Genomic DNA, 26,883 nt, shown 5'->3' on the forward strand with positions numbered 1-26,883 from the left:
GACCGATCGAGAGGATCGAGAAGATGCACCCCCGTTCCCTGCTCGCCGCCGCCGTCGCGGCGGGCGCCGTGCTGAGCGGCGCCGCCTGCGGTGCGCACCCCGCAGACACCGCCGCGGACGTCATCGACGTCACCAACTGCGGTGTGCACCAGCAGTACCGGTCACCGACAGCGGCCGTGCCCTACGACGTCTCGGCGATCGAGAAGATGTTCGCCCTGGGGCTCACCGACCGCATGAAGGGCATCGTGCTCCCGAAGACGGTGCACGGCGTCATCGCGAAGTCCCCCTACCGCGACGAGTACGCCAAGGTCCCGATCCTCAGCGACGGGGTGCTCGCACAGGAACCCCTCGTGGCCGCCAAGGCCGACTGGGTCTTCGCCGGGTGGCAGGCGGGCTTCAGCCCTGCCCGCGGAGTGACTCCGGAATCGTTGGGGAAGTTGCGGATCGACAGCTACATGCAGGAGGAGACCTGCTACAACTACGGCGACAAGCCGGCTGCGCGGGCGGCCAACCCGATGGAGGACACCTACGCCGATCTCACCAATCTCGGCGCGATCTTCCGCGTCCAGGACCGCGCGACGAAGCTGGTCGACGGTCTCCGGACGCGGGAGCGCACCCTGCAGGAGCGCGCCGACCGGAAGACGGTGGGGCCCTCGGTCTTCGTCTACGACTCGGGAACCGCCGAGCCCTACACCGCCGGGCGCCGCGCCGCGGCCGACCGGGTCGTCTCCCTGGCCGGCGGCCGCTCCGTGACCCATGACCTGGACGGGCGGTGGACCACCGTCGGCTGGGAGTCCGTCGTGCAGGCGCAACCCGAGGTGATCGTCATCGTCGACTACGACAAGCAGCCCGCACAGCAGAAGATCGACTACCTGCGACAGTCGTCGCCGATCAAGGACTCGCCCGCGGTGCGGGAGAATCGCATCCGCGTCGTGGACTACGCGGAGCTGGTGGCGGGGCCGCGGAACCTCGACGCCGCGCAGTCGCTGGCGGAGTACCTGGAGCAGAGCGGGACGGCCCGATGAGCGCGCCCGGCTCCGCACCCGAATCCGTTGCCGACGTCCTGGATCTCGCCCGCGAGGTCGCGGAGGACGAGGTGGCCCGCAGCGTCTTCTTCGTCGCGCACGGCACCCGGCTCGCGGGAAGCGAGCAGCGCTACCGCAACCGCTACGTCCTCGTGCGCGTCGGGGACTCCTTCGGCGCGTGCGCCTTCGAGGAGGGTGAGCTGGACCCCGGCGTCGCCGACCTGTCCGGCGAGCCGCTCGCGGCACTGCTCGATCACGCCGCCCAACCGCTGCGGATCGCCGCCGCCGACGCGGCACTCGGCGCCGCGGCACCGCACCGCGACGATCCGCGCGCCGAACTGCGAACCCTGCCCACCGGCACCCCCGACGTCCGCGCGGTGGCCCGGGACGCGGCCGTGGCGGAGCTGCTCACGGTCGCTCCGGGCGCGCGGGTCGGCCTGATCGGCGTGGTCAATCCCCTGGTGGCCGCGATCCGGGAACGCGGCGGGGAGCCGCTGCTCGCCGACCGGAACCTCGAGCGCACCCACTGGGGCGACCCCGTCGCCGACGACCATCGTGACGTCATCGCGCAGGCGGATGTCGTGCTCGCGACCGGGATGACGCTCGGCAACGGCAGTTTCGACGAGATCCTGACGACGTGCCGGGAGCGGGGCGTGCCGTTGGCGGTGTACGCACAGAGCGGAGCTGCAGTGGCCCGCGCCTTCCTCGGCGCCGGCCTCACGGCCCTCTCCGCCGAGCACTTCCCGTTCTCCCAGTTCTCCGCCGACGCCTCGCCGATGTACCTGTACCGGGGGCACGCGTGAGCGCGCCGCAGGAGCGCCCGCTGCCCGACCGGGCCCTCATCCGCGCGGTGTGGCCCTTGCTCGCCGCCGCCGCACTCGGCCTGGTTCCGTTCACCGTGATGGCGAACTTCCTCGTCGCCATCGCCGCCGACGCGCACGCGGGCGTCGACCTGATCGGCAGCCTCCGCGGCCTCGGCGGTGTGGCGGCGCTGCTGGTCGGGATCGCCGCCGCGCCGCTGCTCGACCGGCTCTCGCGGTCGACGGTGGCCGCGCTGGCCCTGGTCGTCCTCGCCGTGGGCTGCGGCCTGTCGTTGCAGGGGAGCACCGGGGCCTGGATCGCCTTCTGCCTGCTGATCGGCGCGGGTACGGCGGTCCTCAACCCCGCGCTGTCGGCGATGGCCGCCGACCGGTTCGACGCCCCCGCGGCGTCCGCGCGGGCCGCGACCCTGGTCTCGTCGACCATGACCCTCACCGCCGTCCTCGCGGCGCCCGTGCTGGCGGTGCCGGCGGCGCTGTGGGGATGGCGCGCCGACATGGCGGCGGCCGCGGTCGTGCTGCTGCTCGTCGCGGTCCTGGTCGCGCGTCGCAACGACCCGAGCGGCGGGGACACCCGGCTGAGCTACTTGGACGCCTTCCGCACCGTCCGGTCGATCCCCGGCGCGATGGACGTCCTGGCGATCTCCCTGCTGCGCACGCTGGCCTTCATGGGCTCGCTCGCCTACATCGCCGCGGCCTTCGGCGAGCGCTTCGGCATTGGGACGGGCTGGTTCTCGCTGGTCTGGGCCACGTCGGGCCTGGCCTTCCTCCTCGGGAACTTCTTCGGCGGCCGGGCGATGCAGGACCGCGACAGCGAACGGCTGTTCCGTACGGCGGGCATCGCGATCGTGGTCGCCTCGATCGCGATGGTCGCGCTCTACACGATCCCGTACATCGCGGTGGCGTGGCCGATGGTGGCGGTCGTCTCGGCCGCGCACGCGGTCATCGCCGCTGCGGTGACGACGACGCTGGTGCGCGGCGCCGGGCCGGTGCGCGGCACCGTCCTCTCGCTCAACGGCGCGGCCCAGAGCGTCGGTGTCTTCGCCGGCGCCACCCTCGGCGGGGCTGCGCTCGCGGCCGGCGGGTGGACCGGCGTGGGGCTCGTGCTCGGTGGCGCGACAGCCCTCGCCGCGGCCTTCGCCCTCCGGGCCTCGGGCCGGTTGCGCGCCGCGGAGCCGGTCGCATGACCGGCCGGCGCCCGGCCTCCAGCGGCCGGCGCCCGGCCTCCAGCGGCCGGGGCACGGGCAGGAGCGCCGGCCACCACGGCGAACTGCTCCAGGGACGCTTCCGCTGTCCCGTGCTCGACGAGTGCCCGGGCCTGGTGACGGTGCCGAACGGCACCGTCGGATCCGTCGCGGTCTTCACCCCCGATACCGGTGGCCGCGTGCGGATCCGGTCCGACGGTGACGCCCGGGATCTGGAGAAGGCGCGGCGCGCCGCCGAGGCGACGCTCGCCCACCTGCGCGCGCACGGCGCACCCCGGTTCTCCGGTGGTGAACTGCGCATTACCCGGACGACCGCAGTCGGACTCGGACTCGGCTCCTCGACCGCCGACGTCCTCGCGGCCGTCCGGGCGGTCGCGGACTCCGGCGGCGCCGATCTCGATACGGACACCGTCGCGCGCCTCGCGGTCGGCGCCGAGGGGGCGTCCGATCCGCTGTGGTCTGACCGGCCGATCCTGTTCGCGCACAGGCACGGCCACGTCATCGAGGAACTGGGACCGGAGCTCCCGCGGATGCTGCTCGTGCGCTGCGTGCTGGGCGGCCCCGTCGACACCCTCTCGCTGGCCCCGGCGGGCACGGGGGCCGTGGACGAGTACGAGGAACTGCGCGCCCTGCTGCGGCGCGCGGTCGCCGACGGTGATGCCGCGGGTGTCGCCGCCGTCGCCACGCGGAGCGCGCGGCTCAATCAGGGCCGGCACTACAAGCCCGAACTCGACCGGCTCATCGCGGCCGGTGAGCGGGCCGGCGCACTGGGCGTCCAGGTCGCCCACTCGGGCAACGTCGCCGGCCTGCTCTTCGCGCACACGTTCCCGGAACGGGTTCGCCGCGCGGCGGATCGGGTGCGCGCGGACGGCTTCCGGGTGGATGCCGAGCCGCTGCCGATCGGAGGGGCCGCATGACGGCGTACGGGCACATCGCCGAGGCGCTGAGCCGGCCCGCCCTCATCCGGGCCGATGACGCGCGGTACTTCCTGCGGTTCGAGTCGATGAAGGTCGCCTCCGCGCGCGCCGCGCTGCGGGCGGCCCTGGACGCGCGCCGGGTTCGTCCCGGCGGCACCGTCATCGACTCCTCGTCGGGCATCTACGCGTACGGGTTGGCGCTCGCCTGTCACGAGGCCGGCGTCCGGTGCCGCATCGTCGGATCCACCACCATCGACGAGGGGCTGCGAGTCCAGCTGCTGGCTCTCGGCGTCGATCTGGAGCAGATGCCGCCGTCGGAGTCGCTCAAGCTGGATCAGGACCGCCGCGTCCGCCGCATCACCGAGTTGCTCGCGGAGGACCCGTCGCTGCATTGGATGCGGCAGTACCACGATGCGGTGCACTACCTGGGCTACCGCGACATCGCGCGCAACGTCGCCGCGGAGCTGTCCGCCGCCGGCGTGCGGTCGCTGCGCCTGGTCGCGCCGGTGGGATCGGGGGTCTCGAGCGGGGCGTTGCGGCTCGGCTTCGAGGAGGCGGGTCTGCGGGTGCGGCTCGTCGGGGTGCAGCCCTTCGGCAGCACGACCTTCGGCGCCGACCACGTGGAGGACCCCGCGATGCTCATCGCGGGCATCGGTTCGTCGATCCGGTTCGAGAACGTCAGGCACCGCCTCTACGACGTCATCCACTGGGTGTCCTTCGACGTCGCGCGGGGCGGCACGCACCGACTGCTCGCCGACCACGCGCTGTTCGCGGGTCTCTCCTCCGGGGCGGGGCACGTCGTCGCCGGGTACGAGCAGGACCACGGCGACCCCGTCGACGCCACCGTGCAGGTGCTCCCGGACACCGGTCACCGCTACCTGCGTGCGTTGACCGAATCTCTTCCCGCGGAACCGGAACCGGTGCGGCCGCGCCTCGTCGACGACCCGTCGGACATCGCTCTTCCCTGGTCGCGGATGTCGTGGTCGGGACGGCCCGGACCGACCTGAACCGGACGTAGTGAACGGGCCCTCTCAGTCCCGGGCGCCCGTCTCCATGTCGTCCTTGGCGATGGTGCTGTCCCGCAGACGCTGCTCCTGATAGGCGACGCGGCCCACGCGGTGCGCCACCACGGGCGCGGTCAGCATCGCGAACAGACCGGCCAGCACCAGCATCCACACGTCGACCGAATCGGCCATCTGGACGATCGCGCCGAGCAGCAGGAGCAGCAGCCCCATGGTCTGCGGCTTCGTCGCGGCGTGCATGCGGGTCAGGGTGTCCGGGAACCGGATGATCCCGATCGCGGCGGTGAGCGCGAACAGCGCACCGGTCAGGAACAGGACGGCGGAGACCACGTCGACGATCATCGGGGCTCACCGCCCGGGCGGAGCGCGATGTCGGGCGTCTCGTCGGGTTTCGGGGCGAGCCCGGCATCGTCGGGAACGCGGAACCGGGCGACCGAGGTCGACCCGACGAAACCGATCAGCGACAGTGCGACCACGCCGGGGATCACCGACGAGTTGCGGCTGAACGCCGCCCACACCGCCAGGCCGCCCATCGCGATGGCGACGAGCGCGTCGACGGCGACCACCCGGTCGAGGGTGTTCGGGCCCACCAGGAGGCGGTAGGCGGTGAGGAAGGCCGCCACCACCAGGATCACGCCGGTCACGGTGTACACGACGGTCATGGCTGCTCCTCGGTCGGTGGGGCCTGTTCGGCGCGCCGGTGGGCGATCTCCGGGGCGGCCATCCGCCGGGCGGCACCGATCCGGTCGGGCCGGGTCGCGCCGCGCCGCGCCGCGTCGTCGACGTGGTGGTACTCGTCGTCGATGCCGTGCAGCGGGCTGGCGTGCCACTCGCTGTCGCGCTCGAAGGCGCTGATGAACAGGCGCTCGAGCCGTGCGGTGCTCAGGTAGAACTGCCGCACCGCCTTCTCGCTGCTCACATCCACGACGTGCACGTACAGCAGCCGGCGCTTCGCGTCGATGTCGAGCACCATCGTGCCGGGGATCAGGTTCATCATGTCGACCAGCAGCGTCAGCACCAGGTCGGACTTGACCGACACCTTCGCTCGCAGCACCGCACTCATCGGCATCGCGCCCGGGCGGATCGCCAGCCAGGCCACCTGCACCGAGGACTTGAACATCTCCACCACGTAGACCACCGCCAGCTTCAGCAGCGAGCCCACGTGGACCCGCCCTTCGACCGGTACCGGTGGCAGCGGCAGCAGGAGCAGGATCGCGAGCCCGATGATCAGGCCGCCCGCGATGTTCCCCCAGGTCACCCGCCCCCACAGCATCACCCACACCGCGTCCAGCCAGAGCAGCTGACCGACCTTCACCGCGACGGTGCGGCGGTCCCGCAGGTCGGGCAGGATCCGGGTCACGAGTCGTTTAGCCATGCGCGCCTCCCTGCGGTCCGGGGGTCGGCGCGCCGTCGGGCTGCCCGACGGTGAGCGGTTCGTAGGCGTGCCACCCGGCGTCACCGTCGGGCGTCTTGAGTTTCTCGAGGGCCTCCGGCCCGAGCACGGCCTCGATGTAGTCGGCCCTGCCGATGAGCTGGTCCGCGGCGCGGTCGGTGATGCCGAACATCGGGCCGGCCCACAGGGCGATGAACAGGCCGACCGCGAGCAGGCCGGCCGTCGGCGCGACCATGCTGAGCGGCATCCGGCCCGGGTCCTCCCGATCGGCGAACTCGATCACGTCGGCGTCGTCGAGCAGTGCCTCCGGGCGAGCGCCCGCGAGCTGTCCCTCGGGGGCGTCGGCGCGGGCCCGCCAGAAGGCCTTGGTCCACACGCGTGCCACCGCGTACAGCGTCAGCAGCGAGGTGATGACGCTGCCCGCGACGAGCACCCACGCCAGCACCGATCCCTTCATCACACCCGCCTCGATCAGCCCGACCTTGCCGATGAAGCCCGAGAACGGCGGGATGCCGCCGAGATTCAGGGCGGGGATGAAGAACAGGATCGCCAGGACGGGGCTGGCGGCGGCGAGTCCGCCCAGGCGGCGCAGCGTCGCGGCCCCGGCCTGGCGCTCGATCAGACCCACCACCAGGAACAGCGTGGTCTGCACGAGGATGTGGTGCACCACGTAGTAGATCGTGGCGCTCAGGCCGAGCGGCGTCGAGAGCGCGATCCCGAAGATCATGTAGCCGATGTGGCTGACCAGCGTGAACGACAGCAGGCGCTTGATGTCGGTCTGCGCGATGGCACCGAGGATGCCGACGATCATCGTGAGCAGGCCGGCGATCATCAGCACGTCGTCCAGCGAGCCGCCGGGGAAGAGCAGCGTGTGCGCGCGGATGATCGCGTACACGCCGACCTTCGTGAGCAGGCCCGCGAAGACGGCCGTGACGGGTGCCGGCGCCGTCGGATAGGAGTCCGGCAGCCACGTGGACAGCGGGAACACCGCCGCCTTGATCCCGAACGCGACGAGGAGCACCGCGAACAGCGTGGTCCGCGTGCCCGACGGCAGGTCCTGCAGCTTGATCGCCATGTCGGCCAGGTTCAGCGTGCCCGTCGCGAAGTAGGCGTAGGCGATGCCCAGCAGGAAGACCAGCGACGAGACCATCGACACCATCACGTACGAGACTCCGGCGCGCACCCGGTCGGCGCTGCCGCCGACGGTGAGCAGCACGAAGCTGGCGGCGAGCAGCATCTCGAAGGAGACGAACAGGTTGAACAGGTCGCCCGCGAGGAAGGCGTTGCACACGCCCGCGGCGAGGATCAGGTAGGTCGGGTAGAAGATCGACACGGGCTGGTGCTCGTCACCGTCGCGGATACCCTGGCCGACCGAGTACACGAGCACGCCCAGCAGCACGACCGCCGAGACCAGCACCATGAGCGCGGCCAGCTGGTCGGCGACCAGGGTGATGCCGAGTGGGCCGCCCCCACCGTCCCGGTCGCCCCAGCCGCCGATGTGCAGCGCGACGGTGCCGTGGCGGTCCGTGTAGTAGAGCATCGCCGCCGCGACCACGACGATCGCGCTCAGCGACAGCAACGAGATCGCCCGCTGCAGCCGCGGGTAGCGACCCATCACCATGGTGATCGCGGCGGCCATGATCGGCAGCACCGTCGGCAGCGGGATCAGGGTGTGCATGGTCGAATCGGTCATCATCGTGCATCCCCCTTCCTGTCGCCCGGCGGTAGTTCTCGTTCCCGTGGCACCCGGGGCAGGGGCAGCGCGCCGGTGTCGACGGCGTCGAGCCGGGCTCGCTGCAGGTCCTCGCCGGTCAACGGCTCACCGTCGGGCCCGAAGGCGTCGCCCAGGGCCGACGGTGCGCCCGTGATCGGATCGTCCGAGGCGTCGTAGTCCGGCTCCTCGGAGGCGATGTCGCCGTCGCGCTCGAGGACCTTCGCGTCCTCGGGATCGTCGTCGACCTCGTCGTCGGTGTTGATGGTGAAGGAGCGGTAGGCCAGCGCCAGGATGAACGCCGACAGACCCATGGTGATGACGATCGCCGTGAGTATCAGTGCCTGGGCGAGCGGGTCCGCGTCGGACGCGCGGCCCTCGGAGAAGTACCCGACGATGGGCGGGTTCCCGGGCGGCGAGGCCAGCGCGAGCAGCAGCAGGTTGACCGCGTTGCCGAACAGGATGATGCCCATGAGCATCCGGGTGAGACTGCGGTCGAGCAGCAGATACACCCCGGTGGCGATCATGACGGCGATCGCGGCGAACAGCCCGACGTCGATCATCATCGGCGCTCACCTCCGGCCGGCGACTGGACCGGGATGGGCGAGGTCATGTCCGCGGGGGATCCCTCCAGGTCGAGCCGGGCACCGAGGCTGCGCAGCACGTCGAGCACGAGTCCCACGACGATCAGGTACACGCCGGCGTCGAAGATCAGCGCCGTGACCACCTTGACGTGGCCGAACACGGGTGCCGTGAACTCGAACGCCACCGACGACATCGCCGGTGCGCCCACCAGCAGCGAGACGACGGTGCCGGCCGCGGCCAGCAGCAGGCCGGTTCCCAGGATGCGGCCCGCGTCCAGCGGCAGGGCCTCGCCGATCTCGTACCGGCCGCCGGCGAGGTAGCGCAGCACCAGTGCGAGGCCGGCGGTCAGTCCGCCCGCGAAGCCGCCGCCGGGGGCGTTGTGCCCGGCGAAGAAGAAGTACACCGACACGACCATGATCGTCGGGAAGACGAGCCGGGCGGTGACCTCCAGGACCAGCGACCGGTGCCGCGGATCGCGCAGGGCACTGCCGATCAACCAGGTGTTCCCGGGGGAGGCGATCGCCGCCGCGGCGCGCTCGGCGCTGACCCGGGGAGCCGACCCGAAGCGACGGTTGCGGAACACCAGCGAGGCGACGCCCGTCGCCGCGACGAGCAGCACCGAGATCTCGCCGAAGGTGTCCCAGGCGCGGATGTCCACGAGGATCACGTTGACGGTGTTGTGGCCGTAGCCGAACTTGTAGGCCTGCTCGGGAAGACGGTGCGCGACGGGGGCGGCCGTGCGGGCCGCGCGCGCCGCCACGGCGACGACGATGACCATCGCCGCGACGGCGACGCCGAGCAGCGCCCGCGCGACGCGGGAGGGCCGGCTGCCGGTGATCGGGGCCTCCGCGGGCAGCTTGCGGAGCACGAGGACGAAGACGACCAGCGTGAGCGTCTCGACGAGGAACTGGGTCAGCGCCAGGTCGGGCGCGCCGTAGATCGCGAACACCACGCCCGTGCCGTAGCCGGTCACGCTGACCACGAGCACCGTCGCCAACCGGTTGCGCAGCAGGACCGCGGTGAGCGACGCGACGCACATGAGCAGTGAGATCGCGAGGAAGAGCGGCGAGGCGTGCAGGTGGAGGTCGGGCCGTGCGCGGCTGCCGACGGCGAGGACGATGACGGGGAGCAGCACCAGCGTCAGCAGGATCGTGCCCTGGGTGAGGGGCAGTGAACCGCGCTGCGTGCTCTGCGTCATGCGCAGCGACAACCAGTCCGCGGTGCGCAGTGCTGCGTCGTAGAGCCGGTCCGCGTTGCCGAGCAGCACACTGTTGCGGCGGCGGAGCCGGGCGAACGGGCTGTGCGGCTGGGCGATGACGATGCCCGCCCCGATGATGAGCGCCGTCAGCAGAAGAGGCAGCGTGAAGCCGTGCCAGAGCGCCAGGTGGTAGGGCTCCGACGCGGGCGCGAAGGCATCGTCGGGATAGCCGGACAGCACGTGGTCCAGCAGGCTGGAGGCGAGCCCGTCGATGAGCGACAGCGCGGCGAGCACCGCCGGCCCGGCGAGGAACAGCGGGCTGATGGCATGCATCTCGGCGACGGCGCGGGTGGGTGCGGCGTGCCCTTTGCTGCCGAACGCGCCCCACAGGAAGCGGATGCTGTAGGCCATCGTCAGCGCCGAGCCGACGCACATCCCGACGAGCAGCACGATCGGGAGCGGCTTCGGGAGGGAGCTGTGCAGCATCGTCTCGAGCGCGGCCTCTTTACCGACGAAGCCGTACAGCGGCGGGATGCCGGCCATCGACGCGGCGGCCAGCGCCGCGATCACCGCGAGTACCTTCTGCCGGTCGCCGAGGCGGGCGAGCCGCCGGATGTCGCGCGTGCCGGTCGCGTGGTCGATGATGCCCACGACCATGAAGAGCGTCGCCTTGAACAGGGCGTGCGCGGTGAGCATCGTCATGCCCGCCAGCATGAGGTTCCGCTCGCCCCCGCCGACCAGCACCATGAGCATGCCGAGCTGGCTGACGGTGCCGAAGGCCAGGATGAGTTTGAGGTCGAACTCGCGCAGCGCGCGCCAGCCCGCCAGGATCATCGTGAGAATGCCCAGGCCGAGCACGATCACCCGCCAGGCGTTCAGGTGGGCGAAGGCCGGAGCCAGCAGCGCGACCAGGTAGATGCCCGCCTTGACCATCGCGGCGGCGTGCAGGTACCCCGAGACGGGGGTGGGTGCTGCCATGGCGCCGGGGAGCCAGAAGTGGAAGGGCACGATCGCGGACTTGCTGATCGCGCCGATCAGGATGAGCACGACGCCCACCTCGACGCCGATGGAGATCGTCGACGGGTCGCCGACCGCGCGCGCGATGACCTCGGAGAACAGGTAAGTGCCGTAGTGCTCGCCCAGCTCGATGATGCCGACCAGCATCGCGAGGCCGCCGAGCGTCGTGACGAGCAGCGCCTGGGTGGCCGCGCGGCGGCTGGTGGCGCGCTCGGCGTAGTAGCCGACGAGCAAGAAGCTGAGCACCGAGGTGAGCTCCCAGAAGACGTACATCGCGAGCATGTTGTCGCTGACGACCAGGCCGAACATGACGGCCATGAAGGCGACCAGTTCGGCCGCGAAGGTGGGCAACTTGCGAGTGCTCGAGACGCCGGTGAAGTAGCCCGCGCAGTAGACGAGGATGACCGCACCGATCCCGAGGACCAGGACCGACATGATCGCGCCGAGCTCGGTGAGCCGCAGGTCGAGGTCCATGTGCAGGGCGGGGACCCACTGCAGGGACTCGGTCCGCGCGGGTTCGCCGGAGACGGGCCACACGGTGATGACCCACACGAGAGCCGCGGCCGGGACCACGGCGAGCCCGAGGAAGGCGCGCGCGCCGAACCGTCCGACCGCGACCGGTGCGGCTAAGGTCGCCAATGACAAACAGATGAGAATGATGAGCAATGGGCACTCCGTCCTTTGGTGAGCGGGGTGTCGTTCTTTGCTGATTCTACCGGTGAGGGATGTCGGGAGCTGCATGGACCAGATGACGGATCGTCTGACCACTTCGTTCGGGCCCGCGCGTCGGCGCGTCGGGCCGGCCGTCGCGTCCCTCCTGGCGGTCGCCGGGCTGCTCCTGGGCACCGCCGCGTGCAACGGTGATATCCCGGACGGACCCTCCGCCACGGTGACCCTTCCGGCCACCTTCCCCAAGGGTGATGTTCCCTTGGTCGACGGGAACCTCATCGACGCCGGCGAACGCTCCCAGGGCGGCGTGACCGTCTTCAACGTGACGGTCCAGGCCAAGCCCGACGGGTACGACGAGGCGAAGAAGAAGCTCGTCGCCGCCGGCTACACCGCCCTCGGCGACGGCGCCGGGTCGCCCGACAGTCGGTCCGCGCAGTTCTCTGGGAAGGGCTACATCGTGACTGTCAACGCGGCCTCGGCGGGAGCGATTCCCAACGCCGTCTTCTACGCCGTCAGCAAGGCGTAGACCCGGTCGGGGGCGGTCGGGGCCTCCCGCGTGGCTACGAGGTCCGACGGTCCGCGTACGCCTGCAGGTCCGCGACCTGGGCCGGGTCCAAGGAAGGGCGGACGGCCTGTCGTGCCGCCTCGACGTCGGCCGCGGTGACGGTGGCCGTGTCCAGATCCCGGCGCATCGCGGTGAGCGCGGCCTCGCGCAGCAGAGCGGTGCAGTCCGCGGCCGAGTAGCCGTCGAGCCGCTCGGCCAGCGCCGGCAGGTCCACGTCGTCGGCCAGCGGGATCGACCGCGAGCCGGTCCGCAGGATCTCCGCCCGGGCCTCGGCGTCCGGCGGCGGCACGAAGATCAACCGCTCCAACCGGCCGGGCCGCAGCAGCGCCGGGTCGACCAGGTCCGGTCGGTTCGTCGCGCCCAGCACCACGACGTCGCGGAGGGGCTCGGCACCGTCGAGCTCGGTGAGCAGCGCGGCGACGACCTTATCGCCGACGCCGGAGTCGCTCGACTGCCCGCGGCGCGGAGCGAGCGCGTCGACCTCGTCCAGGAAGATCAGTGACGGTGCGCTGCCCCGCGCCCGCGCGAACAGGTCGCGGACCGCCTTCTCGGACTCGCCGACCCACTTGTTCATCAGCTCCGCGCCCTTGACCGCGTGCACCGACAGCTGGCCCGACGCGGCGAGCGCCCGGACCACGAAGGTCTTGCCGCAGCCGGGCGGGCCGTAGAGCAGCACGCCGCGAGGCGGTTCCACGCCCAGTCGCGCGAAGGTGTCGGGGTGGCGCAGCGGCCACAGCACGGTCTCGGTGAGGGCCTGCTTCGTCTCGACCATGTCACCGACGTCATCGAGCGTGATCGACCCGACCGAGACCTCCTCGGTGGCGGAGCGGGACACGGGCCGGATCACCGACAGCGCGCCGAGCAGGTCGGGTTGAGTGATGGAGACGGAGTGATCCGCACCGTCGTTGAGCACCCGCGCCGCCGCCCGCAGCGCCCCCTCCCGACACAGCGCCGCCAGGTCCGCGGCCACGAACCCGGGGGCGCGCAGTGCGACCTCGTGCAGATCGAGGTCGACGGTCGGCGCCTCCCGCAGCAGCAGGTCGAGCAGCTTCTTCCGCTGCCCGACGTCCGGCAGGTCGACGGCGACCGTCCGGTCCGCGAGATCCGGCTCCCGCAGCCGCGAGTCGAGGTCGCCGGGCGCCGAGGTGGTCGCGATCAGGGCCACGCGCGGCGTGGCAACGGCGCGGCGGAGTTCGACGAGGATCATCGTCGACACCGGTTCGCGGGTGGCGGGGAGCAGGCCCTCGACGTCGCGCACCAACAGTGCCGCCCCGGAACCCGGCGGACCCGCGTCGTCGGCGCCGCCGTCGGCCGCTGCCCGGACCCGCGCGACGGCGTCCCGCACCCGCTCGAGGCGCGCCTGCGGCTCCAGCGCGCCGGTGAGGGCACCGTCGAGCTCGACGAGCGGGCGCGGCGCCACGACGGCCCGCGCGACGGTGGCCTTGCCGCCGCCCGTGGGCCCGGTGACGAGCACCCCGAGCCGCGCGGGCGCGCCCAGCTTCTGGAGCAGTTCCGGCTCGTCCAGCGCCAGCGACAGCCACTCGGTGAGGCGCTTGACCGCGGTGTCCGCGCCGACGAGGTCCGCGACGGCCCGCACCGGGGGCGCCTCGGCCTCGGGCACGGCCTCCGCGAGAGTCACGATCTCCGACGGTGCCGCAGGTGCCTGCTCGTCGGCCCAGAGCACCGCGGAGTTCGGCTGCACCGACACCGGCCCGGGCTCGGGATCGACGGATACGACGGTCAGTAGTTCGTTCGTCCACGTGATCCCGACCAGCCGCGACAGCTGCTGGGTGGCCTCCGCGTTCGACGTCCCGGGCCCGAGGTCGCGCGGGAGCAGCGACACGCTGTCACCGGGCATCATCACCTTGCCGAGGAGGGCCTGCCGGAGGGCGGCACCGTCGAGGGCGTTGCGGGTGAGGGCGCTGCCGCGCAGGAGCACGCGCTTCGCGCCGTACACGACGGCCGGCGAGATCACGACCGTCGCGTCCTCGCGGAGACCGCAGTTGGCGATCGTCAGTTCGTCCAGGAGCGCGGCCCCGGGTGCGCTGCCCGACGGTGCCGCCGCCACGACCGCCGCGGTGCGGCGCGCGCCGAGCAGTTCGATCCCGTCCCATTCGCGCAGGCCGAGCGCTGCAAGGGCCTCGGGGTGGATCCGGACGATGCCCCGCCGCGCCTCGAGGGCCGAGGTCTGCAGACGGACGGTGAGCGACAGGTTCGGCACCTTCGCCAGCTTAGTGGTCGAGCCCCACGCGGAGGTGGGCCGTCAGTCCTCGCGGGTGGGGCGGCGCAGGCCGAGGCGGGCGGCGGACCGTCGGCCTCCCCGGCCTGCGGTCGCGGCGCGACGACGGGGCCGCAGTGGCCGCCGCTGCTCGCGCCGGATGGCGCGGCGCTCCGCGGGCTTGCTGTCCCACGCCGACGGGTGCGAGGCGACCCAGCGCTTCGAGCGCCACGCGAACGGGATGTGCAGCAGGTAGATCGCGATCACCACGAGCAGTGCGATGTACGGGTAGGTGAGCATCAGCGCGACCAGGCCGGCGACCAGCACGAGCACGCCGGCGGCCTTCGCCGGCTGCACGGTCATGGTCTTGAAGCTGGAGGTGGGGATCCGGGACACGGTCAGCGCGGCCACGAACAGCGTCCAGACGGCGACGGCGGGCGTGCTCACCCACCAGCCCGTGCCCCACTCCTGCTGCGCGGCCAGCGGCGCCAGGACCAGCAGTGCGCCGGCGGGCGCGGGCACGCCGACGAAGAAGTCCTTGGTGTACGCGGGTGCCGTCGGGTCGGCGGCGAGGGTGTTGAAGCGGGCGAGCCGGAGCACCATCGCGACCACGAACAGCAGCGCGACGATCCACCCGGCGGGCGAACCCGGGAACACCACGAAGTACAGGATCAGCGCGGGCGTCACGCCGAAGTTGATCGCGTCGGCCAGGGAGTCCAGCTCGGCGCCGATCTTGGTCGCGGCACCGAGCAACCGCGCGACGCGGCCGTCGAGGCCGTCCAGGATCGCCGCGACCACGACCAGCATGATCGCCAGGTCGACCTTGCCCGCCGCCGCGAACCGCACGCCGGTCAGGCCGGCGCAGAGCGCCGCGACCGTCAGCACCGACGGCAGGATCATGATCCCGACGGGGCGGGGCTGTTCCTGCAGCGCCGGACTCACGGCTGTGCGACCGGAAGGTGCGCGATCACGGTCTCGGCCGCCACGGCGCGCTGGCCGCTGTAGACGGCGAGCTCGGTGCCGGCGGGGAAGTAGGTGTCCACCCGCGATCCGAACCGGATGATGCCGTAGGTCTCGCCCAGCTCGAGGACGTCGCCCGGCGCGCAATCGGTGCGGATGCGACGTGCCACGAGACCCGCGATCTGCACGACGCCGACGGGGCCGTACTCGGTGGCCAGACGCACCGTCGTGCGCTCGTTGCGGTCGCTGGCCTCGGGGAGGTCGGCGGGGAGGAACTTGCCGTCGGTGTGGACCACGGAGTCGACCACGCCGGCCAGCGGCGCGCGCTGCACGTGCGCGTCGAACACCGACAGGAAGATCGAGACGCGGGGGAGCGGCGCATCGCCCAGACCCAGCTCGCGCGGCGGGACGTGCTCGTCGACGAGGGTGACCTCGCCGTCCGCGGGAGCCACCGCGACGCCCTCCCGGGTGGGCGTCACGCGGGCCGGGTGCCGGAAGAAGCCGGCACACGCCGCGGCCGTGATCAGGGCGGGAACCCGGATCCAGCTCTTGCGGTAGCCGACCGCCGCCACCCCGAGGGAGCCCGCGATGAACGGGGTACCCGCGGGGTGCAGCGGCGGTACGGTGTGCCGGATCAGCTCAGCGATGTGCTCGATACCGGTGGAGTGCTCGGTCAGATGCCCGTCGACCGGCGTGCGAGGTCGGCGCGCCACCTAACGTCCCTTCGATGCAGTGCTCATGTCGGGTGACATTCTCGCACCCGACGGTGCTATCCCTTGCGCCCGGTGACCAGCTTCACGATGAACAGGAGTACGACGGCGCCTGCGACGGCGGTGAAGAAGGTGAACCAGTAGCCGCCGCCTTCACGTCGATCCCCAGCTTGGTGAGGATGAAGCCGCCGAGGAGGCCGCCGATGATGCCGACGACGACGTTGAGGATGAAGCCCATCTGCTTGTCGGTGCCCATGAACTTGCTGGCGATCCAGCCGGCGAGGCCGCCGATGACGATCCATCCGATCCATCCGACCTTGTCGGGCGTGAACGATGCGGCGATGAGTGCGTCGGCGTACTGGGTGATCATGTGGTGCCTCCTAGTGAGTGCCATCCAGGACGATCAAGTCCACCGGGGTGCCAGCGGCCAGATGCTCGACCTCGGCGGGCACGTCCAGCAGGCAATTCGCCTGTGACAGCCATCGTAGGTAGTGCGAACCCGGTCCGCCGAGTACCGAGACCGAATCGGTACCGTCGTCCTCCTTCGCCAGACGTCCGCGCAGGTACTGACGTTTCCCGAGGATCGAGTCCACCGGCTCGGCGAGCCGCGCGGACCGTCGGGGACGGTCCGGCAGGCCCATGGCGGCCCGGAGTGCTGGGCGCAGGAAGACCTCGAACGAGACCAGGGCGCTGACGGGGTTGCCGGGGAACGTGACGAACGGGACCCTCGCGTCCCCCAGTTCGACGGTGCCGCATCCCTGCGGCATGCCGGGCTGCATCGCGACCTTGACGAACTCGACGCCGCGGCCGAAGAGGGCGTCCTTGACCACCTCGTACGCTCCGGCGCTGACGCCGCCGGTGGTGATGACGAGGTCGATCCCGCCCGCCGTGACCCGCTCGGCGAGCCGGGCGAGGAGCGAGTCCACCGAATCCTCGACGAAATGCAGCATCTCGACCGTGACGCCGCCCGATTCGGTCAGCGCGGCCGCGAGCATCTCGGCGTTCGACTCGTAGATCTGCCCCGGGAGCAGCGGCGTCCCCGGCCGGACCAGCTCCGACCCGGTGGACAGCACCGCGACGCGCAGCGGCTCGAGCACCGGCAGGGCGGTGAGCCCCAGCGCCGCCGCGAGGCCGACGGCGGGCGCGCTCACCCGCTCCCCGGCGCGCAGCGCCACCTCCCCGGCCTCGATGTCGCTGCCCGCGGCGCGGAAGAACCGCCCGGGCTCGGGCGCGACGTCGATCCGCACGGCCTCCACGCCCCCGTCGGTCTGCTCGACGGGGACGATGGCGTCGGCACCGTCGGGCAGGGGAGCGCCGGTCATGATGCGGCACGCGGCCCCGGGCGGGAGTGCGGGCACGTCGGTCCGGCCGGCGGGGATGTCGAAGGCGACGGGCAGCACCGCGCCCTCCGGGGCGTCGGCGGCGCGGACCGCGTAGCCGTCCATCGCCGAGTTGGTGAACGGCGGCAGGGAGATCGGTGCCCGAACGTCGCGGGCCAGGACCAGGTCGGGACGCAGCCCCGGGGACAGGTCGACGGTCCGCGGTGCCGGGATCAGTGCGGCGACCGCGGCCCGGTGCTCGTCCACCGACCTCATGCGCTCGGCGCGTTCGACGGTGCCGGGGCCTCCGACCGTGCCGGCGCGAGCCGGGTGAGCAGTAGTGCCTCGGCGAGCGCGGTGCGCCGCAGTTCACCGGGGTCGACGGACTCGTTGGGGGCGTGGATGCGGCACTGCGGCTCCTCGACGCCGAGCAGCGCGATCTCCGCCTGCGGTGCGGCCTTCCGCAGCTGCGTGCACAGCGGGATCGACCCGCCCTGGCCGCTGAAGGCGACCTCGGCACCGTCGTACGCCTCGGCGAGGGCCTCGCGGAGGACTGCGTAGGCGGGACCGGTGGTCTCCGCGGCGAAGGGCTCGCCGACGGCCTCGATGTGCGCGTCGACGTGCGCGCCCCACGGCGCGTTGTTGCGCAGGTGCGCTAGGAGCAGCTCGGTGGCGGCGTGCGGGTCGGTGCCCGGGGGTACGCGCAGGTTGAGCAGGGCGGCGGCGCGGGGCTGGATCGCGGCGGCGGCCGTGGCCGTAGCGGGGGCGTCCAGGCCGATGACGGTGAGCGCGGGGCGCGCCCACAGCTGGTCGGCGATGGTCCCGGAGCCGAGGATCGCGGCATCGTCGTAGATCGCGGCGTCGGTGGCGAACTGCGCCGGATCGTAGGGCTCTCCGGCCCAGCGGGCCGAGCTGTCGAGCCCGTCGATCGTGGTGTTGCCGAAGCCGTCCCGCAGGGTCGCGAGGAGGGCGATGAGGGCGGCGAGTGCGTCGGGTGCGGCGCCGCCGAAGGCGCCGGAGTGCAGGTCCGAGGTGCCGGTGCTGACCTCGACGCGGACGTTCGCAGCGCCGCGTAGCGAGGTGGTCAGCGTCGGCCGGCCGACCGCGACGTTGCCGGTGTCGCCGATGACGATGAGGTCGGCCTGCGCGAGCTCGGGACGCTGCGCGACGAGGTCCTCCAGACCCACGCCGCCGCCCTCCTCGGAACCCTCGATGACGATGCGCACGCCCACGGGGAAGGTCCCGTCCTCCCCGCGGACCGCGCGCAGCGCTGTCAGGTGCGCCACGAGGTTGCCCTTGCAGTCCGCGGCGCCGCGGCCGTACCAGCGGTCCGTGCCGTCCGGGCCCGGCCGGGTGGTCAGGGTGAACGGGTCGGACTCCCAGGCCTCGCTCGGGCCGGGCGGCTGGACGTCGTGGTGGCTGTAGAGCAGCACCGTCGGCGCGCCCTCGGGTGCCGGTGCGTGCCCGACGATCGCGATGGACCCGTCGGAGGTCGTGATCCGCTCGACGTTCCCGATGCCCGCCTCGGCGAAGGCCTTCGCGACCCACTCCGCGGAGGCCGCGTTGGGCTCCGGGCCGAACTCGGGGGAGTCGTGCACCGACGGGTGCGCCACCAACTCGGCGAGGTCCGAGCGGGCCCGGTCCATCAGGGATTCGACGGTGCGCCGCAGGCTGCTGTCGGTCATCGGTTCACGATAGCGCGGCGCAGAGAGCCGATAGGCGTCCCGTGGTTCACTGAGATGACTCTGGAGGAGGAATCCATGGTGCGAAAGTCGATCGCAGCGGTGGGGGCGGCGCTGCTGCTCGCGGGCTGTTCCACAACGGTGGCGGGCACACCCGAGGCCGATCCGTCGGGGATGCCGAGGCCGGACACGGGCTCGTACGCGACAGCTCCGCGGACCGTCGAACCGATGACGGAGAAGGTGCAGGCCGCCGCGGAGGGGTTCCGGATGATGGAGATCATCCCGCTCGCCACCCAGATCGACGGCTCGGTCCGGTACCCGGGGAGGCCGGGCTTCGGTCGGATCTCGAGTTCCATCGGGTCAGCCATCGGTGACGGGGTCGGCACGGCGCTCGAGGGCCTGGAAGTGGGGGCGTACACGTCGGCCGGCGACAAGGCGCCGGGCTCGAAGTCGACCGATTCCGGTAAGGACCTGATCACGGGCGTGTTCCGGTTCAAGGACGAGGCCGCGGCGCGCGCGGCGGTCGGCAATCCGGCCGTCTTCGCCGACGACAAGGGTTTCGCGGGTTCCACGCCGACACCGAAGGTGCCCGTGACCGTCCCGGGATACGCGGACGCGAAGGCGTACACGAAGACGACCACGTACTCGACCAGCACCGTCGGACTGCTCGCGAGCGGGCGGTACGTCCTCGCCGGCTGGACGACGGGCTCGCTCGACTGGGTCAAGAAGTTCTTCGACCTGCAGATCCCGGCGTTGAAGGACTTCACGCCGACGCCGGTGGACAAGTTCTCCACCCTGACGCGCGACCACGACGATCTGCTCACGTACACCCTCGCGGAATCGACCCCGACCATCTACCAGGCCACGCTGAACGCCCGGACGATGACGCCCATGCAGAGCGATATCACTGCTGCCGTCAAGGATTTCGCCGACGCCGGCGTCGACTACATCGCCCGCGCCGGGAACAACGTCTATCGTGCGCGGGACGCAGCCGGTGCCTCGCTGCTCGCGGATCGGTTCATCACCGAGACGCGGACCTTCTACGCCGGGTCGACCGAGTCTAAGCCGAAGGGGGTGCCGGGCGGGCGCTGCCTGACCTATCCCTCGTACTCCGGATCCAAAGACACCCGTACGTACTGCGTCGCGCCGGTCGGGCGCTACCTGGCGGAGGTCTCCGATACGCAGCAGACGCGCGCGAACCAGGCCATCGGCGCGTCGTACCTGATCCTGCAGGGCGTGAAGTGAGAGTCCGCGCGGCACTGGCCGTCGTGGGTACGGCGCTTCTCCTCGCATCCTGCTCGTCCACGATCGCGGGTACTCCGGTCGCGGACCCGTCGGCGGTGCCGAAGCCGGACGTCGGCTCGTTCCCGACGGCCCCGCGCACCGTCGGCTCGCTCACGGACTCGCAGGCACGTGCTGCCGAGGGCTATCGCATGGCGGAGATCATCCCCATGCCGCCCGATGTCGATCCCTCGCAGCGGTACAACGGATCGATATCGGTCGGAAAGCCCAGTCTCGGACTGTCGTTCGGTGAGGGCGTGGGCAGTGCGCTCAAGGACATGGAGGTCGGCGCGTACTCGTCGGCGCAGTCGACCAAACCCGGCGTCTCGACCTTCGACACCCCGGGCACATCGCTGCTCATGGGCTTCGCCCGGATGAAGGACGCTGCCGCCGCGACGGCGGCGGTGTCCGACCCGGCGATCCTGGCGGCCGAGAAGCCTCAGTTCAGCACCTCGGAGCCGGCGAAGGAACAGGTCGCGATCCCGGGCTACTCGGCCGCGAAGGCCTACCGGATGACCTGGCCGTCGACCAAGACGGTGTCGATCGTGGCGGTGCTCGCGAGCGATCGGTACGTACTGTTCACCTACACCACCATGACCGCGGACGCGGTGAAGAAGTTCTTCGACCTGCAGACCAAGGCGCTGGGCGGCTTCACGCCGACTCCTGTCGACAGGTTCAGCACCCTCACCAAGGATCGGGACGACCTGTTGAAGTACACCCTGGCGGGCGAGGGCAACCGTGACGTCGTGCTGCCGGCGCGGACCGCGGTGGTCAACCAGTCGGACATCACCGGATCGGTGAAGAACTTCGCGGACGCCGGTGTCGATGTCGTCGCCCGCGCGGGCAACACGGTGTACCGCGCCAAGGATGCGGCCGGTGCTCGGCTGCTCGCGGACGCGTTCGTCGCGGAACTCAAGGGCTTCTACGCCGGCAACACGGCCTCCACGGTCAAGGGCGTGCCGGGCGGTCAGTGCCTGACCTATCCGCCGTACAAGGGGTCCAAGGATTCCCGGAGCTACTGCGTCGCCCCGGTCGGTCGGTATCTCGTCGAGGTCTCCGGCACCCAGCTCGAGAAGACCAAACAGGCCGTCGGCGCGTCGTACCTCGTCCTGCAGGGGGCGAAGTGAAGACCCGCGCGGCACTGGTGGTCGCCTCGGTGGCTCTCCTCGCAGCCTGCTCGACGACGGTGCCCGGCACCGCCGTCGTCGACCCCTCTGCGGTCCCGAAGCCGGAGTACGGCTCCAACCGCATCGAGCCCCGGGATGTCGGGACGGCCGACACCGCACTGGGTCTCGTGCTCGAGGGACGTCGGATGGCGGCGACGTCGCCGCTCGTCTTCGACATCGACCCCGCGATCCGCTACAGCAGCCAGGTGGAGACGGGGCGGCTCAACACCGGGCAGCGCAGCGTGAAGTTCATGATCGGGCAGCTCGGTGCGGACGCCTTCCGCGATCACGAGGTGGGTTTCTTCATCGGCGCGAGCGATCAGAAGCCCGGTGTCCGCAGCTCCTCGACCACGAAGTCCCGCGGTATCACGGTCGGGGTGCTGCGCATGCCGTCGCCGGCTCGAGCGGCGGCCGCCGTCACCGTCGGCCTGCGGGGCCGCGAGCCCGATGCGGACGCGGAGACTCCGGAGAAGAAGACGATATCGATTCCCGGTTACGACAAGGCGATCGCGTACTCGCAGGCGTTCAAGACCGGCACTCCGAACGTGGCGTTCCTCGCGTACAAGCAGTTCGTGATCTTCAGCTACGGCTCCTTCTCGCCGGTGCAGATCCAGAGGTACTTCGACGAGCAGACCAAGGGCCTCGACGGCTTCACGCCCACCCCCGTCGACAAGCTCACCACGCTCCCCGTCGACGACTCCGGTGTCGCGAAGTACACGCTCCCGCCGAGCACCGAGGACCCCACGCGCACAGGAACACTGCCGATCACGGTGGCCCTGCAGAACCAGCTCGACGTCACCAGTGCCAAGAAGGCCTTCGACGATGCCGGCGTCGACGCGGTCGGCGTCGGCAACAGCACCGTCTACCGCGCGAAGGACGCGGCAGCGGCGGTCCGGATGCAGAAGTCCTTCGTCGACGACGTCCGGAGCTTCTACTCGACGAACACGCCCATCGCCGCGAAGAACATCCCGGGCGTGGTGTGCATGGTGCTGCCGATGTACCCGGGCAGCTCCATCACCACCAACTGGTGCATCGCCACGGCGGGCCGATTCGTCGTCGAAGTCGCTGCGGGGCAGCAGCAACAGGTCGTCCAACGCATCGGCGCCGAGTACCTGATCCTGCGGGACGTGAAGTGAGGCGCGCGGCGCCGCAACAGCGCTGACGACGAAGGGCGCACCCTCGCCGGGTGCGCCCTTCGGTCGTGAGCCAGTGGGTTACTTCGCCTCGGCCTCGGTCTTGATGTGGGAGAGGGTCTGCTTCATGCCGACCAGCAGGCCGCGCTCGAAGTCCTCGTTGCCGCCCAGGAGCGCGGCGACGAGGCCGCTGCTCACCGCGGTCGTCTTGCCGCCGGCCGCCTCGCGACGCTCGACGACGGTGGTCTTGTCGCCGTCCGGCACCAGGGTGAAGCTCCAGACGGTGTGGTTCTCGGCCACACGGAAGGCCACGCGCTCGTTCGTCGTGAACTCGGTGACCCGGGTGTTGGTGGGCCAGACCTTCCAGCCCTGACGGTTGATGTTCAGCATCCGGCTGCCGACCTTGAGCGGGCCGCCGAACACGAACACCTTCTTGCACTGCGGGCTGCGACGGCCCATCGCCTCGAGGTCGGACACGACGGTCCAGACCTTCTCCACGGGCGCGTCGATCACGACGCTCGACTCCAATACGGGGGTTGCCATGACCGGATCCTACCCAGCAGTAGGAAGCGCCCGACGGTGCCGTGCTTCCGCCCGTGGCGGAACAGCCGGCATCGACCTTGCACTCGACCCTGTCGAGTGCTAGAAACGACTTAGCACTCGGATTACGTGAGTGCTAGGTCGAGTAGGTGAGACCGGGCCCTGTGCGCAACCCGCGCAGGTGACACGCCGGGTCGTCCGTCGCGGGCACCGAATCGACCTAGAAGACGTGTCCAAAGTACGGGCCGAACCGGCCCCTATCTGGAGGAATCACTTCGCAATGGCCAAGATCATCGCGTTCGACGAAGAGGCCCGCCGCGGTCTCGAGCGGGGCCTGAACGCCCTCGCCGACGCCGTCAAGGTGACGCTCGGCCCCAAGGGCCGCAACGTCGTGCTGGAGAAGAAGTGGGGCGCCCCCACGATCACCAACGACGGTGTTTCCATCGCCAAGGAGATCGAGCTCGAGGATCCCTACGAGAAGATCGGCGCCGAGCTCGTCAAGGAGGTCGCCAAGAAGACCGACGACGTCGCGGGCGACGGCACCACCACCGCCACCGTTCTGGCCCAGGCGCTCGTGCGCGAGGGCCTGCGGAACGTGGCCGCGGGTGCGAACCCGCTGGGCCTCAAGCGGGGCATCGAGAAGGCCGTCGCGGCCGTCACGGAGCACCTGCTCAAGGAGGCCAAGGAGGTCGAGACCAAGGAGCAGATCGCTGCTACCGCGGGCATCTCGGCCGGCGACCCCGCCATCGGTGAGCTCATCGCCGAGGCCATGGACAAGGTCGGCAAGGAAGGCGTCATCACCGTCGAGGAGAGCAACACCTTCGGGCTCCAGCTGGAGCTGACCGAGGGCATGCGCTTCGACAAGGGCTTCATCTCGGGCTACTTCGCCACGGACGCGGAGCGTCAGGAGGCCGTGCTCGAGGACGCCTACGTGCTGCTCGTCGCCGGCAAGATCTCGACCGTCAAGGACCTGCTGCCGCTGCTGGAGAAGGTCATCCAGTCGGGCAAGCCGCTCGCGATCATCGCCGAGGACGTCGAGGGCGAGGCCCTGTCGACGCTCATCGTCAACAAGATCCGCGGCACCTTCAAGTCGGTCGCCATCAAGGCCCCCGGCTTCGGCGATCGCCGCAAGGCGATGCTGCAGGACATGGCGATCCTCACCGGTGGCCAGGTCATCTCCGAGGAGATCGGCCTGTCGCTCGACACCGCCGGCCTCGAGGTGCTGGGTACCGCCCGCAAGGTCGTCGTGACCAAGGACGAGACCACCATCGTCGACGGCTCGGGCTCGCAGGAGCAGATCGCCGGCCGCGTGGCTCAGATCCGTGCCGAGATCGAGAACAGCGACTCCGATTACGACCGGGAGAAGCTGCAGGAGCGCCTCGCGAAGCTGGCCGGCGGCGTCGCCGTCATCAAGGCCGGCGCTGCGACCGAGGTCGAGCTCAAGGAGCGCAAGCACCGCATCGAGGATGCCGTGCGCAACGCCAAGGCCGCCGTCGAGGAGGGCATCGTCGCCGGTGGTGGCGTCGCTCTCGCGCAGTCCGGTTCCGTGTTCGACGCCCTCGCTCTCGAGGGTGACGAGGCCACCGGCGCGAACATCGTCAAGGTCGCGCTCGACGCCCCCGTCAAGCAGATCGCCTTCAACGCCGGCCTCGAGCCCGGCGTCGTGGCCGAGAAGGTCCGCAACTCGCCGTCCGGCACCGGCCTCAACGCCGCCACCGGCGTCTACGAGGACCTGCTGGTCGCCGGCATCAACGACCCGGTGAAGGTCACCCGCTCGGCGCTGCAGAACGCAGCCTCGATCGCGGCGCTGTTCCTCACCACCGAGGCCGTCGTCGCCGACAAGCCGGAGAAGGCCGGAGCGCCCATGGGCGATCCGACCGGCGGCATGGGCGGCATGGACTTCTAAGTCCTTCCCCCTCGGCTAGGGATTCAAGGGCCCGGCATCGTCGCAAAAGACGGTGCCGGGCCCTTCCCGTTTCTGCCCTCGACCTGCGCATTGTCACTTTACGGCGAAGCTAAGTGACAACATTCGCGTCATGCGGGGATTCTTGTCACTTTCGGCGGGAGGCTGCAACGTCACGAGGAACGGGCACCCGCCGCACCAGGGCGTCGAGTACGGCCACCGTCGCGGTGCCTTCTTGGGCCTGGTATGCCACGACGAGTTGCCCCGGCGCCGCGGCGACCTCGAGCGTGGACCATTCCAGTTCGAGAACTCCCAACTCGGGATGTGCGATCACTTTGCCGCCGTTGGTCTTGGCCTGAACCTCACCATCGCCCCACAGGCGGGCGAAGTGCTCGCTGCGCACCGAAAGCTCGCCGACGAGCGCCATCAATCGAGGATTCGACGGGTTCGGGCCCGAGAGTGCCCGCAGGTTCCCGACTGATTCCCGGGCGACGGTGTCGAAGTCCAGGAACACCTCTCGCGATCGGGGGTCGAGGAACAGGGACCGCACCATGTTGTCGCCGACTTCGAGCCCGATCCCGCGATGCAGTTCCCCACCCGCCGCGTTGGTCCCGATGAGATCGAGGAGCGAGTTGGTGACGATCGTCGGGTTCGGCCATGAATCGAGCAGGCGGCGGACCACATCGGACATCTCGTCGACCACCTCGCCGCCACGACCATCGGGAAGCTCCGCGAGTTGTGCGAGGTGGGCAGCACCGTCGGAGTCGAGCTGGAGAACTCCCGCGAGCGCGGCGACCACGGCGGGGGACGGCCTGCGGTCCCGCCCTCGCTCCAGGCGCACGAGGTATTCGACGCTGATTCCCGCTTGCGCTGCGACCTCCTCGCGTCGGAGGCCCGGGGTGCGTCGTACGCCCATGGCGCGCAGCCCGAGCGCCTTCGGGTCGACGCGTTCGCGGCGCGCGCGGAGGAACTCACCCAGCACGTTGTCGGTCACCCGTCCCACGCTACCCATTCGTGCAGGTCCAGCCAGGTAGTGCGGCTACCCGGCAGTGACGCGGCCTTCTTGGCATCGGACGTCTCCGCGAGGCTCGATCCCATGACAGAGACACAGAATCTGATCGGCCGGACCGCGCTCGTGACCGGAGGAGGTTCCGGTATCGGCGCCGCGACCGCGGTCGCCCTGGCTGCGGCCGGTGCGCGGGTGGGAATGATCGGTCGTCGTGCCGACCGGCTGGCGGAGGTCGCAGCAGCGACGGGAGCTGTGTTCACCTCGGCCGATGTGACCGATCGGAACGCGCTGACGCACGCGATCGCGGAGGTCCGCGCGCAGACCGGGCCGTTCGACCTCGTCGTCGCGAACGCCGGCGCCATGCTCCCCGCTGCGTTCGATTCCGCCGATCCGCTGGACTGGGACCGGATGATCGCGACCAACATCACGGGTCTGCTCACGACGGCCCGTGAGTCGATCGGCGATCTCGCGGCGGCCGCCGAAGCCGGAGGCGCTGCCGATCTGATCCTGATCAGCTCCATCGGCGCGCACATCGTCCTCCCCGGATATTCGGTCTACAACGCGACTAAGGCGGCGGTCACGCACCTCACAACGCACCTGCGCGGTGAGTTCGGGCCGCGGGGTGTGCGGGTGCGGGCGATCGAGCCGGGGATGATCGAGTCGGAACTGGCAGCGGGAGTCACGGACCCGGACGCCGCTGTTGCCCTGCGCGAGTACGCCATCCAGAACCCGCCGATCCCGGCATCCGCCATCGGCGACGCCGTGGCCTGGAGCGCGGCGCTGCCCACGGGTGTCAACGTCGCCTCGATGATCGTGCTCCCCACGGCGCAGGGCTGA

Annotated in this window: 23 protein-coding genes and 2 pseudogenes; 11 read left to right on the plus strand and 14 right to left on the minus strand. The window is 71.0% G+C overall.

All coding sequences use genetic code 11. The annotated features are described in order from the left end of the window. The first annotated feature begins 23 nt into the window (after positions 1–23). Genes AXK61_RS09580 through AXK61_RS09600 form a run of 5 tightly spaced genes read left to right on the plus strand, consistent with a single transcriptional unit; the run spans position 24 to position 4,972 of the window. Complete coding sequence (locus AXK61_RS09580; protein WP_068745033.1) at positions 24–1,025, plus strand: ABC transporter substrate-binding protein; 1,002 nt, start codon at positions 24–26, stop codon at positions 1,023–1,025. Continuing rightward, the gene (locus AXK61_RS09585; RefSeq protein ID WP_068745035.1) at positions 1,022–1,828 is read left to right on the plus strand and encodes a Rossmann-like domain-containing protein; all 807 of its coding nucleotides are present in this window, start codon (positions 1,022–1,024) and stop codon (positions 1,826–1,828) included. Before AXK61_RS09580 ends, AXK61_RS09585 begins: the two co-directional genes overlap by 4 nt. Continuing rightward, a complete protein-coding gene (locus tag AXK61_RS09590) occupies positions 1,825–3,030 on the plus strand; it encodes an MFS transporter (RefSeq protein WP_068745037.1) in 1,206 nt (401 codons plus the stop codon). Before AXK61_RS09585 ends, AXK61_RS09590 begins: the two co-directional genes overlap by 4 nt. Next, positions 3,027–3,965, plus strand: a complete 939-nt coding sequence (locus tag AXK61_RS09595) for a GHMP family kinase ATP-binding protein (RefSeq protein WP_068745039.1) — start codon at positions 3,027–3,029, stop codon at positions 3,963–3,965. Before AXK61_RS09590 ends, AXK61_RS09595 begins: the two co-directional genes overlap by 4 nt. Continuing rightward, positions 3,962–4,972: a pyridoxal-phosphate dependent enzyme gene (locus AXK61_RS09600; protein WP_068745041.1), complete on the plus strand. Its 1,011-nt coding sequence runs from the start codon at positions 3,962–3,964 to the stop codon at positions 4,970–4,972. Before AXK61_RS09595 ends, AXK61_RS09600 begins: the two co-directional genes overlap by 4 nt. A gap of 24 nt (positions 4,973–4,996) precedes the next feature. Here AXK61_RS09600 and mnhG read toward each other — a convergent pair whose 3' ends face one another. The 6 genes and pseudogenes from mnhG to AXK61_RS09630 form a co-directional block, all read right to left on the minus strand. Further along, positions 4,997–5,329: a monovalent cation/H(+) antiporter subunit G gene (gene mnhG / locus AXK61_RS09605; protein WP_068745043.1), complete on the minus strand. Its 333-nt coding sequence runs from the start codon at positions 5,327–5,329 to the stop codon at positions 4,997–4,999. Positions 5,330–5,394: 65 nt separating this feature from the next. Then, positions 5,395–5,649 (minus strand): annotated as a pseudogene (locus AXK61_RS09610) (monovalent cation/H+ antiporter complex subunit F); the annotation flags it as partial. Further along, entirely contained in the window at positions 5,646–6,362 is a 717-nt protein-coding gene (locus AXK61_RS09615) for a Na+/H+ antiporter subunit E (RefSeq protein WP_068745047.1), read from the minus strand. The pseudogene AXK61_RS09610 and the gene AXK61_RS09615, both read right to left, overlap by 4 nt. Then, positions 6,355–8,073, minus strand: a complete 1,719-nt coding sequence (locus AXK61_RS09620; RefSeq protein WP_082789303.1) for a Na+/H+ antiporter subunit D — start codon at positions 8,071–8,073, stop codon at positions 6,355–6,357. The genes AXK61_RS09615 and AXK61_RS09620 overlap by 8 nt, the downstream gene beginning before the upstream one ends. After that, on the minus strand, positions 8,073–8,657 hold the full coding sequence (locus tag AXK61_RS09625) for a Na(+)/H(+) antiporter subunit C (protein ID WP_068745049.1): 585 nt from the start codon (positions 8,655–8,657) through the stop codon (positions 8,073–8,075). The genes AXK61_RS09620 and AXK61_RS09625 overlap by 1 nt, the downstream gene beginning before the upstream one ends. After that, on the minus strand, positions 8,654–11,557 hold the full coding sequence (locus AXK61_RS09630) for a Na+/H+ antiporter subunit A (protein WP_068745051.1): 2,904 nt from the start codon (positions 11,555–11,557) through the stop codon (positions 8,654–8,656). Before AXK61_RS09630 ends, AXK61_RS09625 begins: the two co-directional genes overlap by 4 nt. Before the next feature lie 82 nt (positions 11,558–11,639). Between AXK61_RS09630 and AXK61_RS09635 the strand changes: the two genes are divergently transcribed. Next, complete coding sequence (locus AXK61_RS09635) at positions 11,640–12,086, plus strand: hypothetical protein (protein ID WP_082789291.1); 447 nt, start codon at positions 11,640–11,642, stop codon at positions 12,084–12,086. A 34-nt stretch (positions 12,087–12,120) separates the two neighbouring features. On the opposite strand, the gene AXK61_RS09640 is transcribed toward AXK61_RS09635, so the two are convergent. The 6 genes and pseudogenes from AXK61_RS09640 to AXK61_RS09665 form a co-directional block, all read right to left on the minus strand. After that, complete coding sequence (locus AXK61_RS09640) at positions 12,121–14,346, minus strand: AAA family ATPase (protein ID WP_068745053.1); 2,226 nt, start codon at positions 14,344–14,346, stop codon at positions 12,121–12,123. Between the two features lie 42 nt (positions 14,347–14,388). Continuing rightward, a complete protein-coding gene (locus tag AXK61_RS09645; RefSeq protein ID WP_068745276.1) occupies positions 14,389–15,243 on the minus strand; it encodes a CDP-alcohol phosphatidyltransferase family protein in 855 nt (284 codons plus the stop codon). Between the two features lie 38 nt (positions 15,244–15,281). Further along, a complete protein-coding gene (locus tag AXK61_RS09650; RefSeq protein ID WP_068745054.1) occupies positions 15,282–16,016 on the minus strand; it encodes a phosphatidylserine decarboxylase in 735 nt (244 codons plus the stop codon). A gap of 56 nt (positions 16,017–16,072) precedes the next feature. Next, positions 16,073–16,383, minus strand: a pseudogene (locus AXK61_RS09655) (GlsB/YeaQ/YmgE family stress response membrane protein). Positions 16,384–16,393: 10 nt separating this feature from the next. Continuing rightward, positions 16,394–17,608: a molybdopterin molybdotransferase MoeA gene (locus tag AXK61_RS09660; protein ID WP_068745056.1), complete on the minus strand. Its 1,215-nt coding sequence runs from the start codon at positions 17,606–17,608 to the stop codon at positions 16,394–16,396. After that, positions 17,605–19,017 carry a M20/M25/M40 family metallo-hydrolase gene (locus tag AXK61_RS09665; RefSeq protein ID WP_068745058.1) on the minus strand — a complete coding sequence of 471 codons (1,413 nt, stop codon included), beginning with the start codon at positions 19,015–19,017 and terminating at the stop codon, positions 17,605–17,607. Before AXK61_RS09665 ends, AXK61_RS09660 begins: the two co-directional genes overlap by 4 nt. 75 nt (positions 19,018–19,092) lie before the next feature. Between AXK61_RS09665 and AXK61_RS09670 the strand changes: the two genes are divergently transcribed. The 3 genes from AXK61_RS09670 to AXK61_RS09680 are packed head-to-tail and all read left to right on the plus strand — an operon-like array spanning position 19,093 to position 22,597. Continuing rightward, on the plus strand, positions 19,093–20,259 hold the full coding sequence (locus AXK61_RS09670; protein WP_139057889.1) for a DUF7373 family lipoprotein: 1,167 nt from the start codon (positions 19,093–19,095) through the stop codon (positions 20,257–20,259). Beyond that, positions 20,256–21,422 carry a DUF7373 family lipoprotein gene (locus AXK61_RS09675; RefSeq protein WP_068571165.1) on the plus strand — a complete coding sequence of 389 codons (1,167 nt, stop codon included), beginning with the start codon at positions 20,256–20,258 and terminating at the stop codon, positions 21,420–21,422. The genes AXK61_RS09670 and AXK61_RS09675 overlap by 4 nt, the downstream gene beginning before the upstream one ends. Then, on the plus strand, positions 21,419–22,597 hold the full coding sequence (locus AXK61_RS09680) for a DUF7373 family lipoprotein (RefSeq protein WP_068571164.1): 1,179 nt from the start codon (positions 21,419–21,421) through the stop codon (positions 22,595–22,597). The genes AXK61_RS09675 and AXK61_RS09680 overlap by 4 nt, the downstream gene beginning before the upstream one ends. Before the next feature lie 78 nt (positions 22,598–22,675). On the opposite strand, the gene AXK61_RS09685 is transcribed toward AXK61_RS09680, so the two are convergent. Next, positions 22,676–23,137 (minus strand): SRPBCC family protein, encoded by a 462-nt coding sequence (locus AXK61_RS09685; RefSeq protein ID WP_068571163.1) that lies wholly within the window; start codon positions 23,135–23,137, stop codon positions 22,676–22,678. 277 nt (positions 23,138–23,414) lie between these two features. Between AXK61_RS09685 and groL the strand changes: the two genes are divergently transcribed. Continuing rightward, positions 23,415–25,040: a chaperonin GroEL gene (gene groL, locus AXK61_RS09690; protein WP_068571162.1), complete on the plus strand. Its 1,626-nt coding sequence runs from the start codon at positions 23,415–23,417 to the stop codon at positions 25,038–25,040. 145 nt (positions 25,041–25,185) lie between these two features. On the opposite strand, the gene AXK61_RS09695 is transcribed toward groL, so the two are convergent. Further along, the gene (locus AXK61_RS09695; protein ID WP_082777961.1) at positions 25,186–26,031 is read right to left on the minus strand and encodes a helix-turn-helix domain-containing protein; all 846 of its coding nucleotides are present in this window, start codon (positions 26,029–26,031) and stop codon (positions 25,186–25,188) included. Between the two features lie 102 nt (positions 26,032–26,133). Here AXK61_RS09695 and AXK61_RS09700 point away from each other — a divergent pair, with 102 nt between their 5' ends. Next, the gene (locus AXK61_RS09700) at positions 26,134–26,883 is read left to right on the plus strand and encodes an SDR family oxidoreductase (RefSeq protein WP_068571160.1); all 750 of its coding nucleotides are present in this window, start codon (positions 26,134–26,136) and stop codon (positions 26,881–26,883) included.

Source organism: Tsukamurella pseudospumae (genome assembly GCF_001575205.1).
Classification (GTDB): domain Bacteria; phylum Actinomycetota; class Actinomycetes; order Mycobacteriales; family Mycobacteriaceae; genus Tsukamurella; species Tsukamurella pseudospumae.

Bases quoted from the DNA above. Each gene is read 5' to 3' on its own strand.
- AXK61_RS09580 (WP_068745033.1), top strand. From the start codon at position 24: ATGCACCCCCGTTCCCTGCTCGCCGCCGCCGTCGCGGCGGGCGCCGTG.
- AXK61_RS09585 (WP_068745035.1), top strand. From the start codon at position 1,022: ATGAGCGCGCCCGGCTCCGCACCCGAATCCGTTGCCGACGTCCTGGAT.
- AXK61_RS09595 (WP_068745039.1), top strand. From the start codon at position 3,027: ATGACCGGCCGGCGCCCGGCCTCCAGCGGCCGGCGCCCGGCCTCCAGC.
- AXK61_RS09600 (WP_068745041.1), top strand. From the start codon at position 3,962: ATGACGGCGTACGGGCACATCGCCGAGGCGCTGAGCCGGCCCGCCCTC.
- mnhG (WP_068745043.1), bottom strand. From the start codon at position 5,329: ATGATCGTCGACGTGGTCTCCGCCGTCCTGTTCCTGACCGGTGCGCTG.
- AXK61_RS09615 (WP_068745047.1), bottom strand. From the start codon at position 6,362: ATGGCTAAACGACTCGTGACCCGGATCCTGCCCGACCTGCGGGACCGC.
- AXK61_RS09620 (WP_082789303.1), bottom strand. From the start codon at position 8,073: ATGACCGATTCGACCATGCACACCCTGATCCCGCTGCCGACGGTGCTG.
- AXK61_RS09625 (WP_068745049.1), bottom strand. From the start codon at position 8,657: ATGATGATCGACGTCGGGCTGTTCGCCGCGATCGCCGTCATGATCGCC.
- AXK61_RS09635 (WP_082789291.1), top strand. From the start codon at position 11,640: ATGACGGATCGTCTGACCACTTCGTTCGGGCCCGCGCGTCGGCGCGTC.
- AXK61_RS09645 (WP_068745276.1), bottom strand. From the start codon at position 15,243: ATGATCCTGCCGTCGGTGCTGACGGTCGCGGCGCTCTGCGCCGGCCTG.
- AXK61_RS09660 (WP_068745056.1), bottom strand. From the start codon at position 17,608: ATGAGGTCGGTGGACGAGCACCGGGCCGCGGTCGCCGCACTGATCCCG.
- AXK61_RS09665 (WP_068745058.1), bottom strand. From the start codon at position 19,017: ATGACCGACAGCAGCCTGCGGCGCACCGTCGAATCCCTGATGGACCGG.
- AXK61_RS09670 (WP_139057889.1), top strand. From the start codon at position 19,093: ATGGTGCGAAAGTCGATCGCAGCGGTGGGGGCGGCGCTGCTGCTCGCG.
- AXK61_RS09685 (WP_068571163.1), bottom strand. From the start codon at position 23,137: ATGGCAACCCCCGTATTGGAGTCGAGCGTCGTGATCGACGCGCCCGTG.
- groL (WP_068571162.1), top strand. From the start codon at position 23,415: ATGGCCAAGATCATCGCGTTCGACGAAGAGGCCCGCCGCGGTCTCGAG.
- AXK61_RS09700 (WP_068571160.1), top strand. From the start codon at position 26,134: ATGACAGAGACACAGAATCTGATCGGCCGGACCGCGCTCGTGACCGGA.